Consider the following 13,293-nt stretch of genomic DNA (forward strand, 5'->3'; position numbering starts at 1 on the left):
CCTTGACTCTATTTGATTAGTCCCCATTCCTTATTCGGCTGTTCGCCCATAAACAGCTCCAATTTCCCCCCCGATACGATATCCTTAAAATCGAGGTAACATTGATCGTAAGGTCTTCCGTTCAGCAGAGCTTTCTGGATGTAAATATTCTTCTCGGAATTATTATGTGCTTTGATGACGAAATCCTTACCGGTATAATAAGCCCTATCCAACGGAAAAGTAATCTCATCAAAAACGGGGCTGGTAATTTCGTAGCGGGTACTTCCTGGAGTAGAAGGATGAATGCCCGAAGCACTCAGCACATACCAAGCAGACATCTGCCCTACATCTTCATTCCCCACAATTCCTTCAACACCATTTTTATACGCTTTCTCGCAAATATGACGGGTCCATTTTTGGGTCATCCAAGGGGCACCAAGATGGTTAAAAAGAAAAGGTACCAAATGCACGGGCTCGTTGGCGTGATTATAGTAATCGTTCCACAATAGGTTCTCAGGTGTTTTGTTAAAAAAATCCGTAAGATCGGCCAACACCTTTTCTCTGCCCCCCATAAGCACTATCATCCCCGGTATATCTTGAGGTACGAACCAACCTTGTTGGTAGGCATTCGACTCCATTGTACCGTACCATTCCTTGACACGACCTTCTGCAGGCCATGGTTCCCAAGAAACCATCTTCCAAGCGTGGTCGAAACCAACCTTTTTCTGTATCAAAAATATTCCGGTAGGCCTGCCCCTTTTGCTCGAAAACCTTAGCTTCTTCTATCTTGCCCAAACCTTTGGCCACCTGCGCGATGCACCAATCGGTATAAGCGTATTCAAGCGTATTCGAAATACTGAGTGGCGGACCAGAATAGCCCAATTTATCGTTCCCAAATAACTTTGATGTATTTTTCGCGTATGCGTAAGCCTTCTCTACATCATAATCCCGAATTCCTTTGACATAAGCATCCGCTAACACCGACAAGGCTGGATTACCAATCATACAACCTGAGTAGGCATTCAATAATTCCCAACGCTCAAAATATGCACGTCCAGATTCCTCAGCCAATGTAATCAATGAATTTAACTGATCGCTGACCAGTCTCGGGTTGATAATAGTCTGCAAAGGAAACTGGCTCCGAAATACATCCCAACCACTGAATATGGTACGTTTTGTAAAAGTGGTATTGCTATGGATTTCCTGATCACCACCGCGGTAACGACCATCCAAATCTGCAAAAGTACGTGGGTCTATCATCGTATGGTACAGGGCAGTATAGAAGATTGTTTTCTGCTCCTCCGTTCCTCCTTTTACCTGCATTCGGTCTAATTCGCGATCCCATAATTGTTTTGCCTCTTCACGTACTTGTTCAAATGCTTTACCTTTAATCTCATCTCTAAAATTTCGTTCAGCACCATCCATATCCACAAAAGAAATACCTACCTGTAACGTGACCACTTCATCCTGCCTCGTAGCAAAATCCGAGAAGAACCCCAAATGCTTTCCTTGCAGCTCATCCTTTCCGTGGATAATCTCGGCATTTTCGACCTTCTGCAGGTAGGGTATGCTCACTACATCATCACGTTTACGGGACTGGTTAACAGGGATATCTGCACGCCAAAAACCGTAGTTCGTCAATGGTTTACTAAAGTATGCGTAGAAATAAACGGTATAATCAGCTTTACCTTCACCATTTCCCCAGCCTCCGCCCTCTGGCGTACATTTCATCCAGCCTTTGATGCTATGCTCATCGACCTTAGTGACGTACTGCTCGATAGAAGTCCCTCCAACACGTCGCGCCAGATCAATCTGAATCCGGGAGGACTTATCCTGTGGAAATGTAAATTTAAGCATTCCACTATGTGGAGCGGCTGTTGCTTCAGCCTTAATCCTATAATCCACCAGATCTACACCATAGTATCCCGCCTGAGCAACTTCTGTTGCTTTATTGTAAGCAGATCGGTACCCTGCGATACTCCCATCTTCCTTACCTGCGATAGTCTTCATCGCACCTGTCGTCGGCATGACTAAAAAATTCCCAAGATCACCATACCACCCAACTCCACTCATCTGTGTAAATGCAAATCCTTCGATTGTACGGTGTTCGTCGCTATAGCCGGGACTATTATCCCCTCCTGTTATGGTATTCGGACTCACCTGCACCATACCAAAAGGTGTCGTAGCACCAGGAAATGTTTTTCCCAGACCATGATATACTCCTGCAGCGCCAACACTCGTACTCGCCCCAATAAAGGGATTTACATAGGCGCTCGGAAAAATAGAATTTCCTTGTTTTTTAGCAGTACAAGAAACTCCAAAAAGAAATAGGCAAAAAATCGTATATAAAATAATTCTGTTCAGCATCAATATCAACTTAAGATCTTATCGTTTATTTAGTTATCCGTAATGTTTTTATTCCGTAGCGTGGCAGTTGCACGGTAAAGGTTTGCTCCAGACCTATCTTGGTCAGCGATAAATCTTGCACTTGATCACCATTAAGTAAAACCTCAGTAACAGCAGTTGCTGGAAAACCTAAGGCAATCATTTTTGGGGAAGCATCGGCTTCCGCATTAAAAAGTCGAAGTAAAATATCCCCATCAACCACCTTCATAGTAGTTACCTCGTAACCCGACCCAGATATTTTAACGAAAGAATGATCTTGTAGTGCAACCGCTGGCTGATACATAGCTACTAAAGGTTCATTCCAATAGGTACTTTGGCTTGCTACCTGAGCATCGTCCCATTTTCCGCGATGCGGAATCAGCGCATATTTCATCTTTGTCGGCCCATTGATTTTATAATCCATACCCCAAAGTCCAATACCCGAATACTGTACTGTCAGACTTAAAGGATAATTTTCACCATGCAAATAAGAGGTCGTATGATCGGACAATAAGGCCAAGCCGTAGGCTTCATCCTGCTGGTTGATATCTACCCAATTCAAGATAACATTGTGCTTTATGGAATCCCATTGGCCAAAAAACGTGTTGTCCAATATACTCTCACAGACATCAAAAGGTGCATTTTTAAACAGCTTAGTCTTACCTAGACTGTTTGGAAACATCACTTTCAGTTTATAACGATCGTCGGTATAGGCCCGTCTATTATCCGTCCAATTGGACCCCTGCTTATATTCACCAATACCAACATTATTTTTCCAATCGATAGTCAGATCAAAATCAATCCGATTTTGTCCCGCCTCAAGTGTAATAATCTGGCTGAATGGATGCGTAGCAATTGTCCCACGAACTTCCACCTTAGTCACTAACCCATTATCTTCCAGCACGACGATACTGACGGGAGTTTGCTTGGAAGAATAAAACTGTTGATCCTCATAGAAAAACCCAGATATTTCACCCATATCATAAATTTTATCTTGACCAGCAAAATCTTTATCATCCACGTGCTTAGCAATCAGCGTTTTGATTATTCCACCTTTAGATTTATCCAGTACCATTTTATACTGATCATTCTCCAAAACGCAGTTACCATTATAGTCGAAGATCACATGTTTTCCGTTTTTCTGCTTCGTTTTACTTTTTCGAATCTGATAGGTTGCATACCCCATTGCGGGTACTGTTGCCTGGAATGTCACGACAGGAACAGTATCCTGTAGCCTCATCGTAGATAAAACCAACTCACCTTTACTATTGTAGATATCTATATTGTCCGAAGCAAGGCTATCTGGAAGGGGTAACGAAATCACCTCAGATCTTGCACTCGCTATACTATTATAAACCCGAATAAAACCTAATCCAGATGCCCCTGTTTTGGTCACTGTGGCAAAACCATTTATAGCCTGATCCGCGATCTGACCCGCAATTGCATGGGTATGATCAGTCCAACCTTTTATAGCCTGAATCCAGTTTTGTTTGGTATTTAACTGATTGTAAGGTACAATCCAAGAGTCATGATGCTGTGCCATCATTAAAGTGCGCCAAGCATCAAAAAACATATCCTCTGTAGGCTTGTATTGATGATCTATGTTGGCCATCGCACTTATTTTTTCGCTTCTTACGATCATGTTTTCTGCGTTACGCACCTGCTGCCCTATTCGTTGTAAAGCCTGACTGCCCCACATCAGGTTGACTAGTACATCCTCCTGAGAGAAACGCCAGTTATCATCCGTTTTACCCGCAGAAATTTCTTCAAAATATTCTTTCCAGGTCACATAGGTAGATTGATTTTTGATATTATCACCATATCCCAACCATGGACCATTTTTCCATCCGGCATCTTGATAGCACATCCCTACAGGATCATTGATACCAGAAGCATAACTCGATTGCAAAAAGGTCGTTGAATTGTTCCAAGCGGTGGTTTGCCAGGTAGATTTTTCTTCCAGCGCTTCACTTTTATAACGTGGTACTGTCAAAATACTGCTGCCTTCAGGTCCTATCCAATTGACCAGCTGTCCACCATAAGCCCGTGTATAACCACCCCAACAGGTATTGGGTGATTTAAGCACAGCATACTTAAAACCAAATTGCTTTAAAAGCTGTGGTAAACTACTCGTAAAGCAGGGTTCTTCCACCGCATAAGTACTAAATGTCAATCCGGGAAAATGCTCATGCAGGCGCTTGATACCGTATTCAAATTGACGTATAAGACTTTCACCAGAAATGTTATAAGCATAGGGCTGTGCATAGGTCGGATTTGTAAATTCAATCCGATTATCCAATGCTATACGGCTAAAGTTGGCATAATCCACTGGCGACTGTACCCTTACAGAATCCCAGGTCTCGGGTTCAATTTCAAGTCCCAGCTTCCACTCCGGATGCTTCGCCAGGTTATCGACCATAAACTGCGTTACCCAAAGTGGGTAGTGCCCATAGATTCCACCATGATAACCATCCACAAAATAGGCTTTTTGTGCTTCCGAACGAATCGGAAGCAAATAACAACCTAATATTAGAAATAATATACGTTTCATCATCCTATGCTGACTAGCTGACTTTCACGAGTGTAAACTTCCGCTTTAATGGATGTCCGGTTTCCTTTATCAGCGCTAATAAAACATCCATTTCCCCCTGCCATGCCTTTCTTACTTCAGGGAACATCGCTTTGCTATACAAATCGCGTTTTGCATTCAGCCAACCATCCTTTTCTTTATATTGATCCAAGACTTCAATGGCTTTTCGGTTATTGGCATCTAGCAAACCTTTAGGTTGAAAGAAATTGTATTGCACCCAGGCATAGTCGCGAAAACGGCGTTCAATCTCCCAACGTTCCTCGTTCAGATGCATAATCCTTATCGCTTGCTGATACTGTGGAGTCTGGTTCAAATTGGCTAGATTGATCCCCTTTTCATAATCAGCTGCAGACCACGTACCAATAGTCTCCTCATCGATAAAAAGCTGATAAGATCCTTCCAACCCTTTAACTGTCAAAAGCTCCTGATTCATTTCTTCCATAAAGGGCACAACCTTGGTGGCCATAAATTGGCTCTTTTTACTACCCCATCCACGAGCTACCGTATCCAAAGGGTAAGGAAGCGATCCAGCAAGATAATCGAAGCTCATTCCGTCCGAAGCTTTCTTAATATTGGAGATCTTACAGTTTTCCACTGCAGAAGCTTTCATGTTTTTAGCATCCAACGACATAGCCGCTACCTTTTGCCCAACCCATCCCTGCGCCTTTAGAAAAAGGTAAGCCATCACCATGTGGCCATCATTATCAGGATGGATGCGATCATTACCCGAGATTGTAAACTCAGGATCTGTCTGCTGAAACTGTTTATTTAAGGCTGTGATAGGCGTATTATAGTCGAAAAACTCCCATTTGTTAGCTTGTGCCGATTGCTTTTGGAAATCAACGATACGCAACATCGCCTTGTTCTTATTTTTAAAAGCAGTATTGCCTGCAATCATTGCAGTTTCATCATATGGCGAACTGCCCACCAAGACAATCCTGGTTTTTGGAAGCTCTTTAAAGCGTTTTTCCAGCTGTTTGAAAGCATCATGAGATTCTTTCACTTTTTCATTGGCAAACTTTTCGGGTTCCGATTCGTTGTATTCAAAATAACCCGAATCGTTCATACCAAAAGTACTCACTAAAACGGTTGGCTTTTTACTAAAGACATCACCATCCAGGCGTTTCACCATATCGCTGGCCTTATCACCACCTATACCTGCATTTAGAAACTCCAGATTCATATTCGGAAAACGGGTCATATAATACAGCCAGATGTACGCGTGGTAATGTCCGCCATCGGTAATGCTATTGCCTAAGAATACCACCCGATCTCCCTGCTTAAATGGAGTAATCTGTTGGGCTTTTCCGACAAATCCGTTCAGCAGTAAAACGGAAAAACTGATGACTAAACACCAAGAGGTTGAATAGTTTTTTTTCATGCTATGGTTTATAATTTATAAAATGGTCCTCATCTTGCTGTTTGAAGGTGTTCCCTTCCATTCCGAAGCAAGTGTAAAACAAAGCTATACATCAAAACGCCTACCTGTATATACAGGTAGGCGTCTCGGTAAACTATTTTAAAGAATTAAAACACACAACAAACACTAAAACAACATGTTACAATCATCAAAAAAGAGCCACTTAGTAAATGAAATAGAAAATTCTATTGGACAAAACTGCCAATTTTCTTCACCCTATCTTCAAAATTATCATGTTCAGCAAGTGCTTTTCCTTTCATCTTACTTTTATAATTGTAGATGGTCTGTATTGAATAACGTAAAAAAGTAGCAATCTGACTGACATCCGTAATACCCAGCCGTATGAGTGCCAAAATGCGAACCTCCGTATTTAATTGTCCCTTTTTCAGACTAAAACGCTCTTCTTCCCGTAGTAAAAGATTCAACTCGTCGACAAAGGTAGGATACACCTCCAAAAAGGTACTATCAAAATCCTGATACAACTCCTGTGCATCTTTTTCCAGGGTGCTGGTCGAGGTGGTCAGTTTTTGTAAAGCCTCGACTTGCCCTGCCTTTATTTTTCGATTCACATTGCGTCTATATTCATCCAATTTATCCAGATAAACAGCACATTGATTGATGTAATAACCAATGTATTTTTCGCGAATGAGATTAGCTTCGTCTAGACGCTGATTCACTGAAATCAATTGATTATTGGTTTGACTGAGACTCTTTTTTGCTGCAGAAACGACTTTAATCTGCCGATAGAGAAAGTACAGGGACAAAATCAGTACAACGGCAAATATACTGATTAACAGCGCGTACAGATGCAGATTCTTGCGCTGCTGTTCTATCTTAGCTAGGTAAGTAGCCTCAATGATTGGCTGTGTACGCGCAATAACTGCATTCCTGAACCTAGAGTTATAAAAATTGGCATCCTCCAAAGAGGCCCGGACATAATTATATGCACGATTAACCTCACCTTTATTGTAGAGATGTATAGCCAGGGTCAATAATGATTCATTTTCCTTGACAGCAAGTCTAGTATCGGTTATCGCAGCAAGAATCAAATATTTTTCTTCGAGATTAGCATTGTTCAACTCTTTATTGACCATAGCCAGCCCCATTGCACTCATGGCATACCCATGCGAATTTGGTTCTGCAAGTTTAAAGAGCTGCTCCTGTATCTTAGCCGAGGCGGTATAATCACCATCGCCTTTTAGTTTAAAGGCCATCTCTTTGAGGTACATTTCTCCTTTTGGATCCAATAGACCCATTAATACATCTCTTGAATTTTTATTTTCCTGTTCATATACCCGCTCAAACTTTTGACTATCGCTATACTTGACAAGATTTTCATTATAACGGATATGGCTCCACCAGTACAGCACTTTGAGGTGAAGAGGAAGACTGTCATAATGAATGGTATCAAAAATTTCTGCCGCCTGCGTGAATAGTCCCGACATAGCAGAAATAAAAGCCAGTTTCAGCTTACTCTCTGAAAGATAATCTGCATGGTTTAAATCCTTTGCTATCTGAATATTGCGTTCAATATACGCAAGTGCCGAATCGCATTTAAAGGATTGGTATTCTAATATGATATCGTCGTTTAGTCGGTATTGATCCTCCAGAGAACCCTGATTTTTCAGTTTCTTCTTTATCGTATCAATACGTGTTTCCTTGCTGGCCGTATAGCCTTCGCGGTCTGCAATGGTCTTGTCCAACACCTTTAATAATGAATCTATTTCCTTAGTTGCATAGACATTTTGGCAGAAAAATATAATACAAAAAATGGCTAGTAATACTGTTCTAATGTTACCCTTCACTGGTCTATAAAAATGGTTGTGCATAAACTTAGATAAATTTGGTTAAATACACAATACATATTCGTTATTAATAAACGAGAGCCACATGTTCCTTCCCTCCACCTGAAAAGACTATTTTACGCAAGTCGAATGGTCAGAAAGTTAAGGATGTACAGGTATCGGAATTAGCAAGTGGCGAATATCATATAGATTTAGATATATCAACATAAGCTCAATACACAATCTATACCTCATTATCAGAGATAAGCGATTAAGTAAAAGATAATTTTTACTTAATCGCTTTTGATTAGTCATATTTTGGCAACTGGATTCGCTCTTTTGATTTCTTTTTTTCTTTACCACTAAATAGTTTAGAAATTTTCTTTACCATTTTACTAGATGCTATACCAAGGACAGTATTGAATATTGCAATCCCCATCTTTGTTTTAGGATGCGCCATCCAAGGTACTCCTGGAGGCAAATTCTGAATATCTTGAACATAAGGCCGCAATAATTTCTCATATGCTTCAAAGGCTTCATGATGATTCTTATATTTAGACAATTCACCAGCCAATACATAGGCCCCGACTATGGAAAGACTTGCTCCCATTCCTGTCATCGGAGTTGGACAATAAGCAGCATCTCCTACCATTGCACACCTTCCTTTGGTCCATCTTGGTGCCTTCACTTGGCTTATACTATCAAAATAAACATCCTTACTCGCTATCAGAGCATCCAAAATCCGGACTGATTGCCAACCAGCATCGGTAAATTTTTGTTTAAGAATTTCTTTTTGTTCAGTTATATCGAGCTTTTCATAACCTTTTTCCGGAGAGAGAAAAGAAAATGAAGCACGGGTGGTTCCCTCATTATCCGGACGTATGTTCAAAACCCTTGACCCGGGGGCATTATACCAGTAAGCCCAAGCATTATCTGATTCAATACGTGGGATGGTCAAATATGAACAGTAAACACCAATGTATTTCACCACAGGTTCATCTCCAAACATCAATTTCCTAGTTGTCGAACGTATTCCATCCGCCGCAATGACTAAATCAAAGGAACGTGGCGAAGTATTTTTAAAGGTAACTGTAACTTCATTTTCGGCATCTTCTATAGCGGTAATGTAGTCACCGAAAATATATGAAACATTTTCTTTGGTCGCATCATACAGAATTTTAGCAAGATCTCCGCGTAGGATTTCAAGCTCTGTGGTTCCGAAGCCTGAGTTTCCCTTAGGAAATTCTGCTTTGATATGATGATTTGCATCAACAAAACGGACGCCCAATTCCCCCGTATTTGCCGCTCGGATTTTACTCTCCAAGCCCATCATCTGAACTATTTTCTGTGCTTCATCTCTAACATCAATATTCTGACCGCCCAATCTTAGCTCGTCGGCACGTTCTACGATGGTTACGTCAAAACCAAATCGATGTAACCAAAATGCTAAGGTAGGCCCAGCAATACTAGCTCCTGATACAAGTACCGTTCTTTTTTTCATTTATCTATGTTTATATAATTCTGACATGCATGGGAAGTTACTGCTATTTACAACTTATATTTTGATCCGTTATCCTATCCATATACCTAATAAAATTGTCCATTTATTTTAGATACCAAAACATCATTCTCATCAAATTTAGTTGTCCATTTTTTGAAATATTGTTTGAAGATCAGATAATCTGTACAAGATATAACAGGAAAAGCACATTTACAAAATCATTCAAGTCATTTCAGATTGTTAGAAGACTGAATAGAGCTGCTCCTTTTAGAGCTCCACTATTAACTTCAACATGATGGCTCTGTGCATAACACATTGCCAAAAATAAAGCATGGCATTGTATTTTTCTGCAATTTTGCTCTTTTTCCTATCCCAATATTCTTCCTATATTATCAAGTCGCTTTCCGAACAGGAATAGCACTTCATAGCGGTATTTTCTTTATTTTAGCTGTAATCTTAAAACTTATTTCACTTTTTCAAGGTTTAATACATTAGAAATTAACCAATCCAAAACTAATAGAACATGAATTTATCATTCATCAACATCGGAACAACAGAAATGTATTTTCTATTGATTCCTTTCATATTCGTTATTTACACCATTTATCACATTATCACCAATAATAATATCCCAGGCAACAAAAAACCATTATGGATAATCGCAGTTTTACTGTTCAACTTCGTCGGATGCATATTTTATTGGTGGTTCGGGAAAGATAAATCAAAGAATATATGATATATATTCAAAAATAAATGAAAGGATCAATTTACATCACCTGATTTTCCTAGTATCATCTTTTACTAGATATTGCGTTCTGATTTGGAAAATATAAATTGTACACAAATTCCTATTGCGACATCCGTTGCGTTGAATTTTATAAACTAATTTTCAAAATGGATTGATACAAATACCATAAAATAATCGCAATATTGTATATAATATAAATAATATGGGAAAAAAAACAAATAAATATAAGCTCACTTTAGAGCAGGTTTCTGTGAGAAAAGATGATGCTACACTGTCCGAAACCAATCGTATTAGAATTTGAGAACCACGATGAGATTTTCAATATAATAGAAGTATTGCGCAAAAAGAATCTTTTCAATGATGAAAACCAATCTGTAGAATTTGCTATAGGTTTGAAAATGTTCAGTGAGGTTATGCTAAAGAACAAGACTAATCCTCTTTTTGAAAATTTTTCCCCTGCTTTCATTGAATTTATGAAAAAACTTAAAAGCTAATCCACTAACGCTATTAGGCACTAACAGTATAAAGAAAGAGCTAATGGATTCATTTTTTAAACTTAATAAATCGAACAGACAGTGGCACCTACCCATAGTAGCAGGGCTAAGCGTAGGCATACCTATGATTTTGGGATGGTACATTGATAATATCGAAGCCGGTAAACTCGCGTCATTAGCCGGATTATCAATTTTATACATTCAATCGGATAAGCTCGTCGAACGAATGATATTACTCATGACCTGTTGCTTTGGAATCATGGTCTCTTTTACAATAGGATTATTTTTTTCATTCAATTCATTTATAGCACCAATTGCATTTGGGCTTTTGTCATTCGGAGTACATTACTCATTACATAAGCTTCAACTGACTCGACCTCCGGGCAACTTCTTTTTTATAATGTTGGCCTCTACCGCGATCTGTACCCCATTTCATCTAGAAAGCATACCTGAAAAAATTGGATATCTCGCTATTGGGACGATCTTAACATGTGGTATTGGTTTAATATACAGTCTGCTCACGCTTAAGAAAAATAAGGAACCAGAAAATTTGATCCATCATAAATCTGGCTATACCAATATCGTTGAATCCTTGATTTTTGGACTAGTTATGGCGATATCCTTAGCGGTGGCATTTTCATTAACTATCGAAAAACCCTATTGGATACCTATTTCCTGTCTTGCCGTAATGCAAGGTAGCAGTTCTAAACATATTTGGCTTAGGGCAACACAACGCGTCAGTGGGACACTGATTGGGCTGGGCATAACTTGGCTCATCGCATCCGGTAACCCAACCCCTCTAATTATGGTGATGAGCATTACCCTGTTACAAATAATTGTAGAATTTTTAGTGGTGCGAAATTATGGAGTTGCTGTCGTGTTTATTACCATACTCACTATTTTCTTATCGGAGTCTGGCAAGCAATTAACCCAAGATACGAATGAAATTTTTTTCGCACGCATGATTGATATATTTATTGGAAGTGTGATAGGGATAATAGGTGGTTGGATTTTATATCACGAAAAAATACATTTTTATGTAACCTTGCAGCTTAAAAAAGCTAAAGTACTAATCAAGAAAACTAGACCTACATAACAATGGCCAAGTAGACATTCGACTAGCTCTTATTCCAATGTCATCCTTAATTTATACTAGTGCATCCTGCTACAAATCACCTGTGCAATAATAAAAAATAGCTATAAACACTGATCTTCAATTGCTCCGCTGTAATGAAGCTACCACTAAAAAGGGAATTCCCGGGGCCACATCTCAACTCATAAATTATGACTTGGCGAAAGCTGATATCCGATAATAAAAGAGTATTTTTCTAAGCTATAGGGCATATCGCTATTTTGATAGTTCTACCAGTTCGGCGTGTGTAAAAGCGTGGACTCCCTTAAGGTAACTATTTGCTTCGCTCAAATATTTGTAAATGATGTTTTTCCCTTCTTGACTTCGTAGTTTCTGGAGATTGTGTACCAAGAACTCTTTATCAATTAATCTATCTTCATTGTATTGAAGAAATGAAGGTGCGTGGGTTTGTACAGACCAACGAATAAAACGAAGGTCAATATTGTTCTGATTTTTAGTGATAACAGATTCCAAAAGGTTTTTACCTTTCTTAAATTGGCTTATTTTCGTAAAAGGGTTGTTCTTATGTTTTGCCCAAAGTATTTCATACGCTGCAAGGTATCCTCTCTCAGTAGCAGTATGTGCCCCAGCCTCTAGTATTTTCAAATTGGCGGCACATAGTTTTTTATCCTTAACAGCTACTGCATAGTCAGCACGCATTTTATCAATGTTGATTTGCGCAAAACAATTGATTGTACTTAATACAAAATATATACAGACAAAAAAGCAAATTCTCATTAGCAGTTCAATTAAAGTAAAAATTATGGTTTTAATACTTGTGTTCAAGTTCAATTCCGAACCCGTTTTATTTTAGTCAGATCATATACTTTCTATAATCTTTTTAGCATTGAAACATCAGAATAAGGCTATAGGTTCAGAACTATATTAATTTCGGGTATTAACACATCAATACCGTATTTACCACATAAAGCCGCCAATCTCCACTGCGTAAAGTATTAATCGATGAGACTTTTACTATTCTCCCAACTTAAAGCTTCTATACCATTTTTTCTAATATCTCAAGTGTAACTCTTGGTAAAACCAGATTTCAGAAATTCCAGACCATATATTAAACAATTCACTATCAACCACATGACCCCATACCCGCTTATTGATTAATATCATGTATGTCGCTTTTGGTCATAGCAATTTACAACTATTTTTGTCAACCTCGCTTATGAATGGATACTATACATTGTGATATTTACAGCTCATGTCAAGTGTACACAAACAATAGCAATCAGACAAAGCTACATGACA

10 protein-coding genes are annotated in these 13,293 nt (G+C 39.1%); 3 read left to right on the forward strand and 7 right to left on the reverse strand.

Annotated elements, in window-relative coordinates:
- Nucleotides 1-8: 8 nt before the first annotated feature.
- The 6 genes from ACFX5U_RS14930 to ACFX5U_RS14955 form a co-directional block, all read right to left on the reverse strand.
- A complete protein-coding gene (locus ACFX5U_RS14930; RefSeq protein ID WP_400261230.1) occupies nt 9-617 on the reverse strand; it encodes a glycoside hydrolase domain-containing protein in 609 nt (202 codons plus the stop codon).
- Entirely contained in the window at nt 505-2,346 is a 1,842-nt protein-coding gene (locus tag ACFX5U_RS14935; RefSeq protein WP_400261231.1) for a GH92 family glycosyl hydrolase, read from the reverse strand. Before ACFX5U_RS14935 ends, ACFX5U_RS14930 begins: the two co-directional genes overlap by 113 nt.
- 25 nt (nt 2,347-2,371) lie before the next feature.
- Nucleotides 2,372-4,918, reverse strand: a complete 2,547-nt coding sequence (locus tag ACFX5U_RS14940; protein ID WP_400261232.1) for a glycoside hydrolase family 38 C-terminal domain-containing protein — start codon at nt 4,916-4,918, stop codon at nt 2,372-2,374.
- 10 nt (nt 4,919-4,928) lie between these two features.
- Nucleotides 4,929-6,335, reverse strand: coding sequence for an SGNH/GDSL hydrolase family protein (locus tag ACFX5U_RS14945; RefSeq protein ID WP_400261233.1), 1,407 nt, complete (start codon nt 6,333-6,335; stop codon nt 4,929-4,931).
- A 224-nt stretch (nt 6,336-6,559) separates the two neighbouring features.
- Nucleotides 6,560-8,203: a DUF6377 domain-containing protein gene (locus ACFX5U_RS14950; protein ID WP_400261234.1), complete on the reverse strand. Its 1,644-nt coding sequence runs from the start codon at nt 8,201-8,203 to the stop codon at nt 6,560-6,562.
- A gap of 262 nt (nt 8,204-8,465) precedes the next feature.
- Complete coding sequence (locus ACFX5U_RS14955) at nt 8,466-9,659, reverse strand: FAD-dependent monooxygenase (protein ID WP_400261235.1); 1,194 nt, start codon at nt 9,657-9,659, stop codon at nt 8,466-8,468.
- Nucleotides 9,660-10,218: 559 nt separating this feature from the next.
- Between ACFX5U_RS14955 and ACFX5U_RS14960 the strand changes: the two genes are divergently transcribed.
- The 3 genes from ACFX5U_RS14960 (at nt 10,219) to ACFX5U_RS14970 (ending at nt 11,997) form a co-directional block, all read left to right on the forward strand.
- Nucleotides 10,219-10,395, forward strand: coding sequence for a PLDc N-terminal domain-containing protein (locus ACFX5U_RS14960; RefSeq protein WP_400263605.1), 177 nt, complete (start codon nt 10,219-10,221; stop codon nt 10,393-10,395).
- 275 nt (nt 10,396-10,670) lie between these two features.
- A complete protein-coding gene (locus tag ACFX5U_RS14965) occupies nt 10,671-10,901 on the forward strand; it encodes a DUF3861 domain-containing protein (RefSeq protein ID WP_400263606.1) in 231 nt (76 codons plus the stop codon).
- Between the two features lie 43 nt (nt 10,902-10,944).
- Nucleotides 10,945-11,997 carry an FUSC family protein gene (locus tag ACFX5U_RS14970; protein ID WP_051959969.1) on the forward strand — a complete coding sequence of 351 codons (1,053 nt, stop codon included), beginning with the start codon at nt 10,945-10,947 and terminating at the stop codon, nt 11,995-11,997.
- 252 nt (nt 11,998-12,249) lie between these two features.
- Here ACFX5U_RS14970 and ACFX5U_RS14975 read toward each other — a convergent pair whose 3' ends face one another.
- Complete coding sequence (locus ACFX5U_RS14975) at nt 12,250-12,693, reverse strand: hypothetical protein (RefSeq protein ID WP_400261236.1); 444 nt, start codon at nt 12,691-12,693, stop codon at nt 12,250-12,252.
- Nucleotides 12,694-13,293 lie beyond the last annotated feature (600 nt).

The organism is Sphingobacterium sp. SG20118 (assembly GCF_044740685.1).
In the GTDB taxonomy this organism is placed as follows: domain Bacteria; phylum Bacteroidota; class Bacteroidia; order Sphingobacteriales; family Sphingobacteriaceae; genus Sphingobacterium.

Bases quoted from the DNA above. Each gene is read 5' to 3' on its own strand.
- ACFX5U_RS14965 (WP_400263606.1), top strand. From the start codon at position 10,671: ATGCTACACTGTCCGAAACCAATCGTATTAGAATTTGAGAACCACGAT.
- ACFX5U_RS14960 (WP_400263605.1), top strand. From the start codon at position 10,219: ATGTATTTTCTATTGATTCCTTTCATATTCGTTATTTACACCATTTAT.
- ACFX5U_RS14950 (WP_400261234.1), bottom strand. From the start codon at position 8,203: ATGCACAACCATTTTTATAGACCAGTGAAGGGTAACATTAGAACAGTA.
- ACFX5U_RS14930 (WP_400261230.1), bottom strand. From the start codon at position 617: ATGGAGTCGAATGCCTACCAACAAGGTTGGTTCGTACCTCAAGATATA.
- ACFX5U_RS14945 (WP_400261233.1), bottom strand. From the start codon at position 6,335: ATGAAAAAAAACTATTCAACCTCTTGGTGTTTAGTCATCAGTTTTTCC.
- ACFX5U_RS14970 (WP_051959969.1), top strand. From the start codon at position 10,945: ATGGATTCATTTTTTAAACTTAATAAATCGAACAGACAGTGGCACCTA.
- ACFX5U_RS14975 (WP_400261236.1), bottom strand. From the start codon at position 12,693: ATGCGTGCTGACTATGCAGTAGCTGTTAAGGATAAAAAACTATGTGCC.
- ACFX5U_RS14955 (WP_400261235.1), bottom strand. From the start codon at position 9,659: ATGAAAAAAAGAACGGTACTTGTATCAGGAGCTAGTATTGCTGGGCCT.
- ACFX5U_RS14935 (WP_400261231.1), bottom strand. From the start codon at position 2,346: ATGCTGAACAGAATTATTTTATATACGATTTTTTGCCTATTTCTTTTT.
- ACFX5U_RS14940 (WP_400261232.1), bottom strand. From the start codon at position 4,918: ATGATGAAACGTATATTATTTCTAATATTAGGTTGTTATTTGCTTCCG.